Consider the following 17,595-nt stretch of genomic DNA (forward strand, 5'->3'; position numbering starts at 1 on the left):
GCCTGCCTTTCCTACGATCAACTCATCTCCTCCTGAATTTTTTCAAGGGCCTTAAGCCGCTTTTCCACAGGCGGGTGAGTGGAAATAAGGTTCATGAGGGAGGAGCCAGAAAGGGCCGGGATTATGAAGAAAGCACTCATTCCCTCGACCTTCCGGAGGTCTTCTGTAGGCATTCTCTCAATCGTCCCGCTGATTTTCATGAGGGCCGAGGCAAGGTTTGAGGGCTGTCCCGTAATGACTGCTGACCCCCGGTCCGCGGAAAATTCCCGGTAGCGGGAAAGGGCCCGGATAAGTAAAAAGCTCAGGAGCCAGACGAGAGCCGAGATTATCCAGATGGCTACAATTCCCCCTGAGCCTTTCCTCCGCTGCCCGTATCCGAAGTAGAGGCTGTAGCGCATGATGTAAAAGGCGACCGTGGAGAGGAAACTCGCAATCGTCATAACCATTACGTCCCGGTTCTTGACATGGCTCAGTTCGTGAGCCAGGACGGCTTCAAGTTCGGGCCCGGAAAGCCTGCTCATAATCCCGGTTGTGACCGCGACAACAGCCTTTTTGGGACTCCGGCCGGTGGCAAAGGCGTTAGGTACCGGAGACTGCATAACAGCTACCTCAGGTTTCGGGAGGTCGGCAAGGACGCAGAGCCTTGTGATCATCCCGTGCAGTTCCGGCTCTTCACTCTCGGAGACTATCCGGGCCCCGGTTGTCCAGAGCACCATTTTGTCCGAGTAAAAGTACTGGACGCCCAGAAAAAGGCCCACGAAAATAAGCATGATTAAGGGTTGAGTCCCGCTGTAGGAGAGGAAGGCTAAAAAGAAGAGGTAAACTGCCGCAAGCAAAAACATTGTCAAAAGCATCCGGCCTTGCAGGCCCCGGTCCTGTTCCCATTTCCGTTTAATGGATTTCCCCCCGCTGTTTATCCCATAAAAGTATTTCCTCCATACTTAAATCCCTTCTCTCGAATAAATGTTAAAACCCCGCAGGCCTTTGATCCGGATTCACTTTGAGTATTCCGGCCTTTTGTCAAAAAATCGAAAAAGGAACTCAAAAAAGAAACACTGCAAAGTTTCAGCAGGAATTAATACCAGAAACAATAAAAAAATGAGAGATAAAGAGAAGACCGCGGAAAAAAACAGGACCGGATAACTACGGATTGCCTTGAAGTCAAAGGAAGGCATATATTCCCGGGAGGATACGTAGGAGGTAGAACGGTGATGCGATGAAAACAAAAATAATGGCAAAACTACTTACCCTCTCCCTTATCCTGCTGTTGCTCCCTCTCAGTGGTTGTATTGACAGCAGTGGGGAAGATGGAGCAATTAATCGTGAAAACGGAGACTCCATGAGCACAGCTTTCGTATACGGAACCGCCTCCGTCGAAGAGGCGCGGATCGATATGAAAAATACGGTAATCCCTCCTGAAATAAGCGTTTTCGTAAAAGGTAACCTGCCTGACGGCTGTACCCGGATTGACAGGGCCAACATCACGGTAGAAAGAGACAATTTTGACATCGTTATGAATGTTCCCACGCTAAGGCCTGCAGAGGCCGCCTGCACCGAGGCCCTCGTGCCTTTCGAGGAGAACATCCCCCTTGATCTGGAAGGGTTTGAGGTCGGCAGTTATACGGTTCTGGTCAACGGAATCGAAGCAGGCTTTGAACTGACCCCCTACGACATTCTGACTCCCGGTGAGACCTATGCCCCCGGAAAGGCGGCCGTCGATAACGTTATGATAATAATGACGAGATCCATCCCCCCGCAGGTAACTGCCATTGTCTCGGGCATGCTTGCAGGAAACTGTGAAAGACTTGATTCCGGAAACATAACAGTTGAGAGGCAGGAAGGTGGACTAATCCTCGTGGACCTGCCAACCCTGACCAGGGAAAACGCCCCCTGCACAATGAACCTGGTCCCCTTTACGGAGCACGTCCCGATCAACATCGAAGGCCTTGAAGCCGGAGAGTACACGGTCCGGGTCAACGGGGTAGACGGCACCCTTGTCCTGGGAGCCTATGATATGCCTGCCGGCGAGGGAGAACAAGAGGAAAGCTACGGGCTTATCAAGGGCAGCATCCTCTTTGAGGAAATGCCCACAGCTTTTGACGGGGCTTCCGCTTACGTCCGGCTTGAGGATGTCAGTCTCATGGACGTTTCCTCAATCCTTATCTCCGAAGCTATAATTGAAAACGTGGCAGCGGATTCGAAAGAAAGCGAAATCCCCTTCAGCCTGGGTTTCCCGGAACTTGAGGCCCGCAGGACTTATGCCCTCTCTGTCCATATCGATGTTGACGGGGACGGAAAAATCTCAAAAGGCGACTACCTGACCATGACCCATCACGGCGTGCCTGCCGGACAGAAAAAAGTAAATATGGATGTTACGGTTGAACTCGTGTAAACCGGCGGAAAACTTTTTATTCTCTTTTTCTTTACCTTTTCATTCTCTTCCCCAGTCTCTTTTTTTATAAAGTTGGCAAAAATCATCTGGAATTCTTTAAAGAACTCTTAATTTTCAATTTCGATATAGTTGAAGGCCGCCCTATACCGATACCTTTTTATCAGACAGGCCATCAACAAATTCAGGAAACTAATTAAGGATTCTTTTTCATCACAATTAGCAAAAAATGACAATCAGGTCCACCAGCTTATGCAAAACATCCTTTCAGTCCAGTCCCTTACAAAAAAATATGGAGACTTTAGCGCCGTAGACGGGATCAGCTTTGACGTAAAAGCCGGTTCGGTCTTTGCCTTCATCGGCCCTAACGGGGCTGGCAAGTCAACCACGATCAAGATGCTCACGACCGTCCTGCGTCCCACTGCCGGGAAAATCCGGATCAACGGTCATGATGCTCTGAGAGAAAAAGACAAAGCCCGGGCTTCCTTCGGGATCGTTTTCCAGGACCAGAGCCTCGACGATGAACTTACGGCCTACGAAAACATGGTCTACCATGCCGTGATCTACAAGGTGCCTAAAAAAGAACGGGAAGCTCGGATCCAGGACGCCCTGAAAATCGTCGGGCTCTCTGACCGGCAGAAGGAGTTCGTGAAGAACTACTCAGGAGGGATGAAGCGCAGGCTTGAGATTGCAAGGGCTCTTGTCCACTACCCGAAAATCCTCTTCCTGGACGAGCCCACGGTGGGGCTTGACCCCCAGACCCGCTACTCGATCTGGGAGCACATCAGGCAGCTGAACGAGGAGAAGGGCATGACGATTTTCCTGACCACACACTACATGGAAGAGGCCGAGGCCATAGCGGATGAAATTGCAATAATCGACCACGGGAAAATCATCGAGTCCGGCAGCCTTGAACAGATAAACGAAAGAAACGGGACAGAATCCTTAGAAGAGGCCTTCCTGAAACTAACCGGACGGGACATAAGGGACGAAAACAGCGGCGGCGGTGGAGGAATGATGAGGTTCATGAGAGGAAGAGGGAAACGATGATAGAAGTAATCTACATCCTCTGGCTCAGGCAGCTCAAGCACTACTGGCGTTCGAAAGCCAGGCTGGTGGGCTCCCTTGGGCAGCCTTTGCTCTTCCTGATAGCCTTCGGTTTCGGCTTCGGGCCCATGTACAGCAGGGCCAGCGGAGGCGCGAATTACATGGACTTCCTGGCCCCCGGCATCATCTCGATGTCTATCCTCTTCACAGCCGTCTTTTCAGGCCTCGAAGTCATCTGGGACCGGAAATTCGGTTTCCTCAAAGAGACCCTTGTGGCCCCGATCTCAAGGACGGAGATCATGTTCGGAAAGACCCTCGGTGGGGCCACGATTGCCATGGTCCAGGGCCTGGTCGTCTTTTGCCTTACTTACCTGCTCGGGTTCAGAGCCGGGAGCCTTGCGGGTTTTTGCCTGGGGCTGGTTTTCATGTTCCTGATAGCCCTCCTTTTCACAGGGATGGGCCTGACAATTGCCTCGAAAATGAAGGACATGCAGGGTTTTCAGGTCATAATGAACTTCCTGATAATGCCCATTTTCTTCCTCTCGGGAGCCCTTTTCCCTGTGGATAACCTGCCTCCTGCAATTTACTTTATCAGCCGGATAGACCCCCTGACCTACGGGGTGGACGGCCTACGGGGAGCGCTTATTGGGGGGAGCATTTTTGGGGTGTACTATGACCTTCTGGTAATTACCGGGCTGGCGGTCTTTATCTGCGGGCTCGGAACTGTCCTTTTTTCAAAAATCGAGGCCTGAAGGCCCGGTTCCCCCTTTTGTTTTCTTTCAGGTTTTAGAAGTCAGAAGGAATGGTTTCCCGGAAATCCAGTTCGAGCCCCACGGGACAGTGGTCTGAGCCCATAATTTCCGAAAGAATCGATGCGGATTTCACGTTTTCTCTGAGATTATCACTTACGAAAAAGTAGTCGATCCTCCAGCCTACATTCCTTTCTCTTGCCCGGGTGCGCATGGACCACCAGGAGTAGTTTTCTCCTTGATCGTTGAAAATTCGGAAAGTGTCTATGTAGCCTGCGGCCAGGAATCTGTCCAGCCAGGCTCTTTCTTCAGGGAGGAAGCCTGAGATTTTTTCGTTGGCTTTGGGGCGGGCCAGGTCTATTTCTTTGTGAGCGGTGTTTACGTCTCCACAGATGACGAGCTTTTTGCCTTCTGCTCCCAGCCGGGTTGCGTAGGCGAGGAAGGCTTCGTAAAAAGCCATTTTGTAGGCCAGGCGTTCTGGGGAGGCTTTGCCGTTGGGGAAGTAGATGTTCAGGAGAATGAAATTTTCATAATCGGCCCGGAGGACGCGGCCTTCACGATCGAATTCTTCAATTCCCATGCCTGTTTCGATGTTCAGGGGTTTTTCTTTTGAGAAGAGAGCTACCCCGCTGTAGCCTTTGCGCTCGGCCGAGACGAAGTACCTGTGGTAGCCGGGGATGTTCTTTACTTCCCGGGGGAGTTTGTCGGGGGAGGCTTTGATCTCCTGGACGCAGACTATGTCGAATTTTTGCTCCAACAGGAGGTCCAGGAAGCCTTTTTTGATCACGGCCCGGATTCCGTTTACGTTCCAGGAGATGATCCTGTAGTGGCCTGGCATTTTGAGATACCTCTTTTTGTCTTTTCCGTATGTTTCTTATTTGTCTTTTCCGTATGTCCCTTTTTTGTGTCTCTTATTTGGATATGGGGCTATTTAGGCCTTGAGGGAGATGCAAAATAGAAAAATTAAAAGAGTAAATCAGAAAGGATTTAAATTTTATGGAATCCTTTGAACTAGAATTGTCTCTTGAGAAAGTTTAGCTGTTAAAGCCAAAAAATAAGCCGAAAAAATGGAAAATCGTATGAATCTGATCAAAATTCTTTGCTGCACGCTTGCCCTTGCTCTGGTAGTGGGGATTTTTACCGGTGGAGACCTGAATAGTGCAGGCCCTGAAGAACCTGAACTTGAACCTAAACCTGCTTCCGGAATGGAAAATGGGGAAGAGGGAGCAGCTGTAAGTAATAATTCTCTGACTGAAATACCCGAGCCGGGAACGGAAGAAACCGCGGGGACACAAACCCTGGAAGAGGCAGAGAAAAGTGGAGAGATAAATTCTTCATCCCGGAATGTTTCGGAAAATATAAACACCGTAATTCCGAAACCTCCTGCCTCCTCACTGCTGAAGAACGGGACCGGTGAAATAGCAGTCAGAAAAAGGATTCTTGAGTCCCGGATCAGGACTGCGGCCGGCCTGATTGAAAAGAACGGCGAAGAGGGCTTATCGGAGTTTCGGGAAGAAGGTTCGTCCTGGTTCTACGGTGACTTTTATATATTTGTCGGGAGCATGGACGGGACAGTGCTGGTTTATCCCCCGAATGGCAGCAAGGAAGGCATAAACCTGAAAGAGCTTCGGGACTCCGAGGGCAAACCCATAGGAGAACTTTTTCTGGAAACCGCCCTGAGTGATGCGGGAGAAGGCTGGGTGGAGTACAGCTGGCCCGGGCCGGAGAGTGCCGAACCTTCAAGAAAGTACACATTCATCAAAAGGGCCTCCGGAAAAGAGCAGACCTACCTTATAGGGACGGGCTTTTATCCGGAGGAATATATAATATCCAGGAACCTCGAGGAATGTGAAGTCCTTGAAAATGAAGGTAATATAAGCGTCTCCGAACTCTTTAACCCTGAAGATTTTGACCGGAAACCTGGCCTGGAATGCAGCATCAGCTATTCGGCGCTGGAGGCCGGAGGAAGCATTACTTCTCATCTGGTGGAAACTCCGAGAGCCCATTATGTCCTTGAAGGAGAAGGGGTTCTCTATCTGGACGACGTTCCGGTGAAACTCCGGCCCGGCCAGCTCGTTTACATTCCTGAAGGCTCATTTGAGACAGTATACAACACGGGAAATACAGGCCTTTTGTTCCTTTCCGTAAACCAGTCGGCTCCGGATGAGGAATTTGAAGAGAGTTTCGAGTAAGGGAAGTGTCAACTACCCGGGGCTCTGGTTGTTTGGTAGTTGACTTAAAATAAGAGAACCTATTCTTAAAGAAGATTAATTCTGGAATTTTCCATTCATCGGGGGGATGGGATTGTACTGCACTCTCTTTTTACAGAAAAGAAAAGAGGGAGAGGCCCCCCCAAACAAAATAATACGGATCGATACCATGAGAAATTATTCTAAAAAGGAAAATTATAGTGCATCTGATCGCCTGAAAATGGCCCTTGCAGTCCATGAAAAAGTCCTTGCGAAAAACCCCAAAGATGCCGGGGCCTGGGCAGGCAAAGGAGCGGTGCTGATGAGAAACCGGCAGTACAAAGGTTCCCTGCAGGCATTTAACATGGCTCTTGAGCTTGAACCCAATAACCCCAGCTATCTCTTTGAAAAGGGGTTTTTGCTCCTGCAACTGAACCGGGAAGAAGAAGCCTTGCAGGCTTTTGAAAAGTCGCTTGACATAAAGCCGGAGAGCGACAAGACCTGGAACCTCATGACCTCGGTGCTCTGCAGGCTTGGACAGCATGATAAAGCCATTAATACCTGTAAAAAAGCTCTTGCTGCCAATCCGGGACTTGCCGGGGCCTGGCATGGGAAAGGCAATGTGCTCGCTGATCTTGGCAAATATGACGAGGCTCTGGATGCTTATGATAAAGCTCTGAAGCTCAACCAGAAGCTTGCAAGGACCTGGGAAGCAAAAGCTTCTGTTCTCTACAAGCTGGACAGGTTTGTGGAGTCCTTAAAAGCGTATGACGAAGCCCTCAAGCTAAACCCGAACAACGCAAAGATCTGGGTCGGAAAAAGCCCTGCTCTTATAAGGCTCAACAAAGATAGGCAGGCCCTTGAAGCCTGTAAAAAAGCCATCTTGATAAAACCTGATTTTGCCGAGGCCTGGTTTTATAAGGGCCAGGCTCTCTCAAAGTTAGAAAAATATGACGAGGCCCTGGGTTCCTATGAAAGGGCTTTCAGGATCAAGCCGGACTATGCCGAGGCCTGGCAGGCCATACTTACCGTAAGTGCCAAACTCGGAATCGAAATGGATGAAGAAGAAGAAGAAAAAGAAGAAACAGAAAAAATAGAAAAAGGAAGGAGAAAAGGAAAGGAAGCTCCGAAAGAAATGAGGAGCCAATGGACAAGGAAAGAACCAAAAACAGAGGGTAGTGATAAAAAGGAGAGAGGGAGAGGGCAAAAAACAGAGGGAGCTAAAAAAGAAGGAGCTATAAAAGAGGGGAGAGGAAGAGAGGAAAAGAAAGAGGAAACAAGAAAGAACGTGTGGACAAGGAAAGTTGAAAAAAAGTAAAGGTCAACCTGTCAACTACCCCCACCTGAAACCTTTGCCTGAAGGCCCGGGTTTTTGAGGACGGAGAATGGGCCCCCCTCCGTCCCTCTTTCTGTTAAAAAGAACGCTGGAAAAGTTGTGTCTATTTTATATCATTTTCGAAAAGCCCGGTTTGATGGGAGTTAAGGGGCCGGTTTTCTGAGATGCAGTAATCAATCCTGCCCCGGTAAAACAAAAAGTTCGTTTCACTCCAAAACCCGGCCCAGTTATCTCTAAACAAATTCCCACTGTTTCCTGGCCATTTTTGAAATGTGCCCTTTCCCATTTCAGCCAGTGCCTTTTTTTATGGCTTAAAATCAATCCCAGAGCATCGTTTTTTATTTATGGAGAGGAGACAGAGCTCTCACCGGTCAGCTTGCTGACCGGCCTTTTCTTGAAAACACAAAGAAAAAAAAACGATAAAGAACAAAAACCAGTGCCGTCTAAGAGAATCAAAATTATTCCACTAATCCGGCCCTTCGTCCCTGCCGACGGTTTTAAAAAATTGAGAATTTCACAGAAACCCGGACTTGAATACTGAAATCTCTTATTCTCTCAAAAAACGGTGGTGGAAAAGTATGCATCCGTTTCGCATCATTCTTGAAAAAGGCCGCCCTGATGGGCGTTGAAGGCCCATTTTTTTTAAACCACAAAAACCAACCCAGCCCCGGTAAAATAAAAAAATCCGGCTCACAAATCCAGACCATGCGACTCAAAAAGCTTTTCGCCAAGACCTGCTAAATATATGTTTTCGGTTTTTCAAAGGTTGCCGGCCCTTCAACACCGCAGGCTGGTTTTTATCAGTTAGCTTCTCCGCTTCGGCTAGAGCAACCTTAAATGGGTATCCTTTTCAAATTGAGTGGAAAGCTCTTTGCTTTCAACTCAATGCGCTTTTTTCTCTAATGAGTTGATCCAGAGATAGCATCTCAAATTTATTGCTCACTCGATCAAAGATGTAGTCATATGAACTTACACCCAGTTTCTTTGCTGTCTGAACAATGGACATGAAGGTATCGTTTGCCTTTGTTCCTTCATCTGTCACGGATTGGAGACTCACATCTCTTTTTCTGACTTTTGCTCTTGCTGCTAACTCTGCTGCATTGTTATGCAAAGGGATTTCTGGCAAAGTTAGTACCATCAATAGGTTTTCTTTGTTTTCTTTCGTTTTACTGATCCTGTCGTCAAGCTGTTCATATCCTGTTTTGGTCGAAAACAACTTGTCGAAATCGGTGGATAATTGCTCCGCTACTTCCGAATTTGGATTTTCTCTGAACTTACAGAGTTCTTCATAATAAGCCCAGTATTTCTTCAGAAAAGCTTCCAGCTTTTCCTTGTGATAAGGCACTATGGGGCGTAATTTTTTGTAGTTTCTCCCATCATGGATCCAACAGAGTGCATGATGGTATGTAAGTTGCTTGAATTGACGTGCATCATCACTTAAAATAGTGGTAACCACAGGTATGTTTGTCATCTGATGATATGAAGCAATTGCAGAGGCTTCACGAATCCACTTCTTGGTATTTTTATATCCATCTGGGGAGAGAAGAAGATCCAGCTTTCGACGTAATTCTTCGTCACTGAATATTTTATTTTTGAAAGGAGAGAGCTTATCTTGCCATTTTTTTGCCACATTAAGCGTTTGCATCAAATCAAACGCTTCTTCATTAAAGCAGTAAGTTTTTTTATTTCCACACATGAGTATATCCAAAATTGTTTCTCGATTTTTATGTGGAAATGTGAAATAAGTAGTATAGTAGGGATTGCAGATGATTTGAGTGTACCAGTTACTTCCTTTTACTCTGGCACTTGTGTCATCGATCTGCTGATATCTTGTGGAATTGAGACCCGCCTGAAAAATCGCATCTTTCTCTTTATGGAAGATCTCGTTGTCCTTGGTTAGGATTCGAGAAATTGTTGCTTTGGATATGAAAACATCCATGTTTTTCAGAAACTCGTGAATTTTGGGTTCTGAAACATTGGCAACATGGTAAAGCGTCAGGACGAGAGTCCTGAGCTCAGGTCCAAATTCACCCTTGACACCATCTGGCAATTTACCTGAGTAGGTTTTACCCTCTGAAGGGGAATAAAAAACCTCTTCCAGATAGTAGGTATTCCAGGGTTTTATAATGATATTTCTGATCGTTATGCCACGATAACCTTTAAAGACGGCATCGTCTGGCAAAGTAGCCCTATCCACGTTACAAATTTCAGTTTGATGGATATCTATTTTATTCTTTCTGGAATTTGATTTCTTGGTTTTTTGAGGGTTTCTTTTTTTCCTCTCTTTTTCAGAAGAAATATCCTCATTCTTTTTAGAACCGCGAATTTTAGGTTGGGCCTGTTCACCTTTGAGTAAGTTGATTTCATCTCGAAGCTTTTGGTTCTCTACTTTGAGGGATTCAATCTCTTTATTTTGTTCCTCAAGGGCGGAGAACAGAATACGAAAAGCTATGGCATACCTTTCATCCTCAATTTCATCAGGATTTATGTTAAGAGATGCCAATGATTGTTTGAGGGCTTCAAGATCCATTTTTATCTCCAAAAAGTGAATATGAATAAGTGAAACTAATATTATATTTTAGTTATGATTCAGATTCCATCATTTTTGAAGAGGATACTTAAATGGCGTCTTCCATCATTCTTTTTTCCGTGTATTCCATGCCCGAGTTCCGCTTCGGGAGCACGGGTCTGTTTCACTCGTTTCACTCGCTCAAGCAGACAAAATATTTTCCGTGTATTCCATGCCCGAGTTCCGTGGTTTGAATTCGTTTTGCATCAGACTCAAAAAAGATCGCTCTTCAGTCGTTGAGGGTCCGGTTTTTTTGAACCACAAAAACCAACCCTGCCCCGTTAAAACAAAAAGATCCGGCTCACAAATCCAGGCCATACGACTCAAAAAGCTTTTCACCAAGACCAGCCAAATATATTTTTTCTGTTTTTTAAAGGTTGCCGGCCCTTCGTCCCCGCCACCGGTTTTGAAAAATTTCGAATACACAGAAATCCGGACTTGAATACTGAAATCTCCGTTTCCTCTCAAAAACCAGCGGCGTAAAAGTATGCATCCTATTTTGTATCATTCTCGAAAAAGGCCGCCCTGATGGGCGTTGAGGGCCCGGTTTTCTGAACCACAAAAAACAGACCTGCATCGGTAAAACAAAATTTTGAAGAGGATACGATTTTTTAATAGAAATTAAAGTTACTTCGGCAAAGTTCATGCAATATCCCATCCTCACAGGCAAAAATAAGATTTGCAAACCCTGCTTCTGGCACTTTTGAAACACCCACAAGATATTTTAATAATGTTGACTTAATTCAGTTAAAATACTTTGATACAGCTTTATCCATTTCTCCGCTAAAAAGAAGGATGTAAAATGCACACAATTGCAGAAGAAATACGTGAATGTGACAAAAAATGCTTCGTGAACTTATATCAGGACACAGTATACGCCAATCAAAAATGGCTAAAGAATGAAATCGATTGCATAAAACCATTAGTTTACGGCCCCGAAAATCCCAGAGTACTTCTTATCAGCCAATCACCTTCGTTACAAGCCTGGTTAAACGGCAAAGCAAGCAATTCTCCTGATGGGGGACTCGTAAGTGTGGAAAACAATTTCTTGATTAATGATGTACTGCCTGCTTTCGGTCTATCGGGAAAAGACCTGGATATTTTCAGGGAGAATGTTTTTTGGGTCCATGCCTGCAATTGTTACCCCTGGTACAGTGAACCGAAAAACAAAAAATCTGGTAAAATAACCAGGCAGAACAGATTGCCAAGTAAAAAACAAATTGAGAATTGCCTGGGTCAGTGGATAGGCAGGTTGACCCAAATAGATTCCTTAAACGCAATTGTTTTGATGGGAGAGCCTGCAACACGTTTATTCCCACAACTGAAAGAAGGCTCGGAAACATTTACGGACATGGTCCGAAAAATGGAGATCAGAAACGACATTATAGAGGGAATCGATATACTGTCGATATATAACCAATCCAAAAAGAATCGCACATTTAATGATACAGTTGACAGGTCAATAAACAATGAATTGAAGCTGCTTTTGAAAAATAAATTCATCAAGTGGATTGAGTAAGTTCAACACTCATTTGAAGAAATCTTCGCACTCAATGAAAACCAGTGGTAAGCTTCAATCTCCTTTAACCCTTAGCTTTCCTTCAATAAAGGACAAGTCGAACTCTATCAGCCTTGATTTCGAAGGGTTTCGGATGGGAATAACAGGTGGTCATGTTCTATTCCTGTAAGAATTTAGCTTGGCTTTGGTAAGGGCTTGTCACAGAACACCTTTCACTACAGCCGCCCCAAAACTTCCGAAAAATAAAACTATACTGAAATCGCCGTTTCCTCTCAAAAAAGGTGGTGGAAAAGTATGCATCTGTTTCGCATCATTCTTGAAAAAGGCCGCCCTGATGGGCGTAGAGGGCCCGTTTTTTTGAACCACAGCAACCAATCATGTCCCGCCAAAACAAAAAAATCCGGCTCACAAATCCGGGCCATGCGATTCAAAAAGCTTTTCGCCAAGTCCGGCTATATATATTTTTTCTGTTTTTCCGAGATTGCCCGCCCTTCGTCCCCGCCGCCGGTTTTGAAAAATTTCGAATACACAGAAACCCTGCGTTGGATGCAGAAATCCCTTTCCCTCTCAAAAATCAGCGGCGTAAAAGTATGCATCCTATTTTGTATCATTCTCGAAAAAGGCCGCCCTGATGGGCGTTGAGGGCCCGGTTTTCTGAACCACAAAAACCAGCCCATCCCCACCAAAACAAAAATATCCAGCTCACAAATCCGGGCCATGCGATTCAAAAAGCTTTTCGCCAAGACCTGCTAAATATATTTTTTCTGTTTTCCAAAGGTTGCCGGCCATCTAACTCCAATGTCGGTTTCAAAAATTATGAATCCACCGAAACCCTGCAACTGCCTGCTAAAATTCTCAAAACTAATTAATCAAACTTTCCGAGCCTGACCTTAATAAAATCATAAATCAGGCCCGCAATATCCTCATCGCAGCACTTTTCGATTCCCTCAAAGCCCGGTGAGGAATTTGCCTCACATACCTTGAAATGCTCTCCGTCAAAAAGCAGGTCGATTCCGGCTATATCCAGCCCGAAGATCTGAGCTGTCTCAGTTGCCAGCCATTCGATTTCAGAGGTCATATCAAACTTGCGGACTTCCCCACCCCGGGAAAAATTGGCCTTGAAGCTCTCATCCGTCGAGACCCGCTCCATGCAGGCCACAGCCCGACCGCCGATGATCAGGACACGAAGGTCCCGGCCCCGGCTGGACTCAATGAACTCCTGGAGGATTATATTAACATTGCTCTTCGTGGCCTGGATCAGTTCCAGAAGGTCGCGGAAACTGGAAGAGTTCTCCGAGAGGAAGACCCCGCTGCCCTGGGAACCGGAAAGGGTCTTCAGTATAACCGGAAAACCGAGCTGCTTTTCCACAAGGTCCACATCAACCGGGTACTTGACGAGCATGGTCTTCGGGAAGGGAACATTTCGCTCGGCCAGGATCTGCTGGGAATAGAGTTTGTCCTTTACGGTCTCGATACTCTCGGAAGAGTTAAAGACGTAAACCCCCAGGCGTTCCATATGGCGGATGACGGCAAGAGCAAAATAGGTCGTGCCCGCCCCCATCCTGGGGAGAAGAAAGTCCGGAAGGGCGACGACCTCTCCGTCCAGTAAAATACTCTTCCGGTCGTCCCTTGTCACGATCAGATCAAACTGCTCGGGCCTGACAACCCTGATCTCAATATTCTTCTCTTTCGCCGCTTCGACAAAGCGGTGCATCTCATAAGCTTCGGGCCGCAGTCCGGAAGCCGAGTCCTTGTATAAAATCCAGCCTTTCATCATCTGTTCCTTTTAAAAGTAAATCAAATTCTTACCTACAAACCCTTTCAGGTATTTAGAACTTCCCGAGTTGCTCAAGAATCAGGCCTTTCAGGCCCGGAAAATAGTTCGGGTGGGCGCAGTTCCAGCTCCTGAAGTTCTTCAAGCTGTGACTCCACTACATCGATTTCCTCATAGCAGGCGATATGAAAAAGGGCGTCTCCTTCGTTTACCAGGGGGAGGTTATTTCTCCCGATGATGATTCCGTCTCTTTCGGCAACGATTGGCTCTTCCCCGGAGGCGGGGACGGGGACCCCCCCACCCACATCCGCCGCAGCCACCGCAGCCACCGCAACCGGACTTCCGAACGGATCGGCGATGAAACCCAGGCTGTCTCCTTCCCTGACCCTGTCCCCGAGGGCTTTAGTGGGGTGGATGATGCCGCTTTTAGGGGCCCGGACCCAGTGGCTGGAGCGGGCGATAAGGGGTACGATGCTCCTGATCCTTCTGGAAGAGGTGGTATGCAGCATCCCGATGGTTTCCATGACTCTCAGGATTCCCCGGACCCCGACTCTTACCGAAAGCTCGTCAAAGCGCAGGGCTTCTCCTCCTTCGAAGACCAGGATGGGGATTCCAAATTCGCTTGCGGCTTCCCGGAGTGAGCCGTCGCGGAGTTTGGAGTCCAGGATGACAGGGACATTGAAGGCTTTTGCCAGGGGCTCGGCTCCTTCCGTGTCCAGGTTCACCCGGATCTGGGGGAGGTTGGGACGATGAATGGCCCCGGTGTGGAGGTCGATTCCATACTCGCACTTGCTTATGATCTCCTTCATGAGCAGGTTCGCAAGACGGGAGGCAAGAGAGCCCCGCTGGCTGCCCGGAAAGGAGCGGTTTAAGTCCCTCCGGTCCGGAAGGTAGCGGGAAAGTGAAATAAAACCGTAAACGTTTACGACCGGGACCACGATCAGTGTCCCATGCATGTGTTTCAGGCGGGAGGATGCGAGCAGGCGCCTGATAATCTCCACGCCGTTAAGCTCGTCCCCGTGGATCGCGGCCGTGATAAAAAGGCGAGGGGCGGGGAGGGAAGGATCACTCCTTTTTTTTCCCCGAAGTACATGAACAGGCAGGTTCATGGGTGTCTGGGTATAGAGGCTTGCGGCAGGCAGTTCGATGCACTTTCGCTCTCCGGGTTTGATCTCGATTCCGGCAATTTCCAGCGGCGTGTCCCTGTTATCCTTTTTTTGTCTATTTTTAGGACTCATGCTTTTCCCCTAAAGCACCTACCGGAATTTACGTTTTTTTCGATAAATTCAATAATCGTGCTGGCAATGTCCTTTCCTGTCACCGTTTCAACTCCTTCGAGCCCGGGGGAAGAGTTAACCTCCATTACAAGGGGGCCCCGGTCGGAGCGCAGGATGTCAACCCCGGCCACGCAGAGTCCCATGATATGAGCCGCCTTTACAGCCATCCTGCGTTCTTCGGGTGTGATTTTTTCAGGAGTGGCTTTCCCGCCCCTGTGCAGGTTCGAGCGAAATTCCCCTTCCTTTGCCTTGCGTTTGATCGCCGCAACGACCCGATTTCCGACAACAAAACAGCGGATATCTTCTCCCCCTGATTCCTTTATATATTCCTGGACCATGATGTTCACGTTCAGGCCCAGGAAGGCTTCAATAACGCTTTCTGCTTCGTTTCTGGTCTCCGCCAGGACCACGCCTATTCCCTGGGTCCCTTCCAGCAACTTGATCACAAGGGGAGCCCCGCCCACCATTTTAATCACGTCCTCGATATCGTCCGGGGAGCGGGCATAGCCGGTGATAGGAAGCCCGACTCCTTTTTTCGAGAGCAGTTGCAGGGCCCTCAGTTTGTCTCTGGAACGGGTGATTGCAAGTGAGCCGTTGACAGGAAAGACCCCCATCATCTCAAATTGCCTCACAACCGCAGTCCCGTAAAAGGTGATGGACGCCCCGATTCTCGGGATTACAGCGTCATAATCTGAAAGAGGATCTCCCCTGTAGTGAATCCTTGGCTTTGAGGAGGTGATATTCATATAGCAGCGCAGGGTGTCGATTACCTGCATTTCATGGCCCTGCTCAGCTCCGGCTTCGAGCAGCCGCCGGGTAGAATAGGTCTCAGGCTCCTGAGACAGTATACCGATTATCATACTTTCCCTCCCCACGGATATCAGGCCTGATGAATTTTAAAGAGAAAAGTGTACAGGCCATATTACCTTTAATATCGCCTATGTTTTATATATTACTCCGGGGCCCCCAACCTCATAAAAAAGATCCCCCAGAGCACGGGTAAAAATCCCGGGGTAAAAGCCCCGGGGTTTTCTGCTAAAGTCTTATGAAAATCTGTTCAGGATTTACTATTCTTACTGTCCTTTCCCGAGCATTTCCCCGTACTGTGGGTTGAGCTCCACAGCTTTCTTAAGGGCCGCTTCCGCTTCCCTGGCCCGGGCGAGGTGGCTCAGGCAGACGGCTTTTCCGAACCAGGCGTCGGCTGTTTCGGGGTCGATTTCAAGGGCCTTTTCGTAGTAGCCGAGGGCTTCTTCGAAACGCTGGAGCTGGGCCAGGATGAAGCCGAGGCTTGTGCAGGCTTCAAGGTAGTAGGGGTCGAGTTCCACTGCCTTTTTGTAGGCTTCCACGGCTTCTTCTAATTTTTGCATCTTTGTCAGGGTGAAGCCTTTGTTGTACCAGACATCGGGGTTTTTTGAGTTGAGTTTAATTGCCTTTTTAAAGGCTTCGAGGGCCTTTTCGTATCTTTCAAGGATTTCAAGGTTGATACCCAGGTTATTCCAGGCGTCATCGTTTTCAGGGTCAAGTTCGAGGGCTTTTTCATAGGCTTTCAGGGCCAGTGTGGAATTGCCGAGCTTGTCCATGTCCACACCCTTGTAGTACCAGGCCTCGGAAAATTTAGGATCGAGTTCGATTGCCCGGTCGTAGGCGATGACGGCCTCGTCAAAGCGCATGAGCTGCCCGAAGACTATCCCTTTCCCAACCCAGGCTTCCTTGTAATCGGGATCTTTTGAGAGGACCTTTTCGTAGGCTTCAAGGGCTTCTTCATACCTTTCAAGCTGGTTAAGGTTCAGAGCTTTCCCGTACCAGGCGTTGGGGTACTCAGGATTGATTTCAAGGGCTTTTGCGTAAGCTTTGACAGCCTTTTCGCAGTCTCCCACCTGAGAGTAGGAATAAGCCATGTTGTTCCAGAGGTCAGAGTCCTGTGAGTCTATAGTAACGGCCTTTTCATAAAACTTCAGGGCTTCTTCATAGTTCCCCAGTCCTTCAAGGGCTGCGGCCTTGTTGTTCAGGAGGTAGATGTTTTCGGGTTCCGGTTCCAGAGCGTTATCAAAAGCAATGGAAGCCTCCCTGTATTTCCCCATCTTGATCAGGTCGAGCCCGTATCCGTTCCACTCGGCAGCCAGCTCTTCTGGGGTTACTTCTTTTTCGTCTTTTACTTCTTCTCCATCTATTTCTTCAGCCAGTGTTTTGGGAGCCTCTGTTTTTTCGTTTGAATTTTCAACTGTTGTATTATTCACTTCTGATGCTGCGGCATTTGCTTCACTTTCAAGACCAGTTTCTTTCTTTTCATCAGAACTCATGTTAGTGTTTCCTATAGATTTTCTATAAATAATTGGTACTAATATTGGATATGGTAAATCTGTCTTGAAGTTGACTTGCGTAATACATTTAAGTTTGTCGTTGTTTATATCCTGTGTACATGAATTAATATAGTCAATAACCCCTCCCTGCCTCCTCACGGAGTCATGTTAAACCGTAGGTTTAACAGGAGTTTCTAATCTTCGATTAGAAACATCGAGGAAGGGGCTTGCTTGTAAAAGCAAGTCCCGATTGACCAGATCACTGAATAGGAGTTTAATATAGTCAGTAGCCGATAGGAAAGAATATTATAGTTACCCTGGAATGCCGTCTCAGTTCCAGGCTCTAAGGGTGTAAGTTAAACAGTTCTGAGAGGTAGGAACAGTGCTTGCATCATACAAAACCTTTCCATATCAGATCGAGAGGAAGACGAATTCCGAACTTGGCT

At 47.5% G+C, this 17,595-nt stretch carries 15 protein-coding genes; 7 read left to right on the forward strand and 8 right to left on the reverse strand.

Going from position 1 to position 17,595, the window contains the following annotated elements; all coding sequences use genetic code 11:
• Nucleotides 1-17 precede the first annotated feature (17 nt).
• Nucleotides 18-896, reverse strand: a complete 879-nt coding sequence (htpX, locus tag ACZ5QV_RS14155; RefSeq protein ID WP_464602115.1) for a zinc metalloprotease HtpX — start codon at nt 894-896, stop codon at nt 18-20.
• A gap of 320 nt (nt 897-1,216) precedes the next feature.
• Between htpX and ACZ5QV_RS14160 the strand changes: the two genes are divergently transcribed.
• The 3 genes from ACZ5QV_RS14160 (at nt 1,217) to ACZ5QV_RS14170 (ending at nt 4,188) form a co-directional block, all read left to right on the forward strand.
• Nucleotides 1,217-2,392, forward strand: coding sequence for a hypothetical protein (locus ACZ5QV_RS14160; protein WP_464600415.1), 1,176 nt, complete (start codon nt 1,217-1,219; stop codon nt 2,390-2,392).
• A gap of 249 nt (nt 2,393-2,641) precedes the next feature.
• On the forward strand, nt 2,642-3,439 hold the full coding sequence (locus ACZ5QV_RS14165) for an ABC transporter ATP-binding protein (RefSeq protein ID WP_464600416.1): 798 nt from the start codon (nt 2,642-2,644) through the stop codon (nt 3,437-3,439).
• Nucleotides 3,436-4,188 (forward strand): ABC transporter permease, encoded by a 753-nt coding sequence (locus ACZ5QV_RS14170; protein WP_464600417.1) that lies wholly within the window; start codon nt 3,436-3,438, stop codon nt 4,186-4,188. The genes ACZ5QV_RS14165 and ACZ5QV_RS14170 overlap by 4 nt, the downstream gene beginning before the upstream one ends.
• A 34-nt stretch (nt 4,189-4,222) precedes the next feature.
• Here ACZ5QV_RS14170 and ACZ5QV_RS14175 read toward each other — a convergent pair whose 3' ends face one another.
• Nucleotides 4,223-5,023 carry an exodeoxyribonuclease III gene (locus ACZ5QV_RS14175; RefSeq protein ID WP_464600418.1) on the reverse strand — a complete coding sequence of 267 codons (801 nt, stop codon included), beginning with the start codon at nt 5,021-5,023 and terminating at the stop codon, nt 4,223-4,225.
• A 241-nt stretch (nt 5,024-5,264) separates the two neighbouring features.
• Between ACZ5QV_RS14175 and ACZ5QV_RS14180 the strand changes: the two genes are divergently transcribed.
• The 3 genes from ACZ5QV_RS14180 to ACZ5QV_RS14190 all read left to right on the forward strand — a co-directional run bounded on the left by ACZ5QV_RS14180 (nt 5,265) and on the right by ACZ5QV_RS14190 (nt 8,251).
• Nucleotides 5,265-6,377, forward strand: a complete 1,113-nt coding sequence (locus ACZ5QV_RS14180; protein ID WP_464600419.1) for a cache domain-containing protein — start codon at nt 5,265-5,267, stop codon at nt 6,375-6,377.
• Between the two features lie 112 nt (nt 6,378-6,489).
• Complete coding sequence (locus tag ACZ5QV_RS14185; protein ID WP_464600420.1) at nt 6,490-7,692, forward strand: tetratricopeptide repeat protein; 1,203 nt, start codon at nt 6,490-6,492, stop codon at nt 7,690-7,692.
• Nucleotides 7,693-7,975: 283 nt separating this feature from the next.
• Nucleotides 7,976-8,251 carry a hypothetical protein gene (locus ACZ5QV_RS14190; protein ID WP_464600421.1) on the forward strand — a complete coding sequence of 92 codons (276 nt, stop codon included), beginning with the start codon at nt 7,976-7,978 and terminating at the stop codon, nt 8,249-8,251.
• 336 nt (nt 8,252-8,587) lie between these two features.
• Here the strand turns inward: ACZ5QV_RS14190 and ACZ5QV_RS14195 are convergent, their stop codons facing one another.
• Both ACZ5QV_RS14195 and ACZ5QV_RS14200 read right to left on the reverse strand, forming a co-directional pair.
• Nucleotides 8,588-10,240: an IS66 family transposase gene (locus tag ACZ5QV_RS14195; RefSeq protein ID WP_464600385.1), complete on the reverse strand. Its 1,653-nt coding sequence runs from the start codon at nt 10,238-10,240 to the stop codon at nt 8,588-8,590.
• Between the two features lie 180 nt (nt 10,241-10,420).
• The gene (locus ACZ5QV_RS14200; protein ID WP_464600422.1) at nt 10,421-10,747 is read right to left on the reverse strand and encodes a hypothetical protein; all 327 of its coding nucleotides are present in this window, start codon (nt 10,745-10,747) and stop codon (nt 10,421-10,423) included.
• 334 nt (nt 10,748-11,081) lie between these two features.
• Here ACZ5QV_RS14200 and ACZ5QV_RS14205 point away from each other — a divergent pair, with 334 nt between their 5' ends.
• Nucleotides 11,082-11,798: a uracil-DNA glycosylase family protein gene (locus ACZ5QV_RS14205; RefSeq protein ID WP_464600423.1), complete on the forward strand. Its 717-nt coding sequence runs from the start codon at nt 11,082-11,084 to the stop codon at nt 11,796-11,798.
• An 865-nt stretch (nt 11,799-12,663) separates the two neighbouring features.
• On the opposite strand, the gene ACZ5QV_RS14210 is transcribed toward ACZ5QV_RS14205, so the two are convergent.
• From ACZ5QV_RS14210 to ACZ5QV_RS14225, 4 genes are all read right to left on the reverse strand, one after another.
• Nucleotides 12,664-13,575 (reverse strand): ATP-grasp domain-containing protein, encoded by a 912-nt coding sequence (locus ACZ5QV_RS14210; protein ID WP_464600424.1) that lies wholly within the window; start codon nt 13,573-13,575, stop codon nt 12,664-12,666.
• Between the two features lie 71 nt (nt 13,576-13,646).
• The gene (locus ACZ5QV_RS14215) at nt 13,647-14,810 is read right to left on the reverse strand and encodes a succinylglutamate desuccinylase/aspartoacylase family protein (RefSeq protein WP_464600425.1); all 1,164 of its coding nucleotides are present in this window, start codon (nt 14,808-14,810) and stop codon (nt 13,647-13,649) included.
• Nucleotides 14,807-15,709, reverse strand: coding sequence for a 30S ribosomal protein S6--L-glutamate ligase (gene rimK / locus ACZ5QV_RS14220; RefSeq protein ID WP_464600426.1), 903 nt, complete (start codon nt 15,707-15,709; stop codon nt 14,807-14,809). Before rimK ends, ACZ5QV_RS14215 begins: the two co-directional genes overlap by 4 nt.
• Nucleotides 15,710-15,922: 213 nt before the next feature.
• The gene (locus tag ACZ5QV_RS14225) at nt 15,923-17,149 is read right to left on the reverse strand and encodes a tetratricopeptide repeat protein (protein ID WP_464600427.1); all 1,227 of its coding nucleotides are present in this window, start codon (nt 17,147-17,149) and stop codon (nt 15,923-15,925) included.
• Between the last annotated feature and the right edge of the window lie 446 nt (nt 17,150-17,595).

It is taken from the genome of Methanosarcina baltica, from assembly GCF_055394095.1.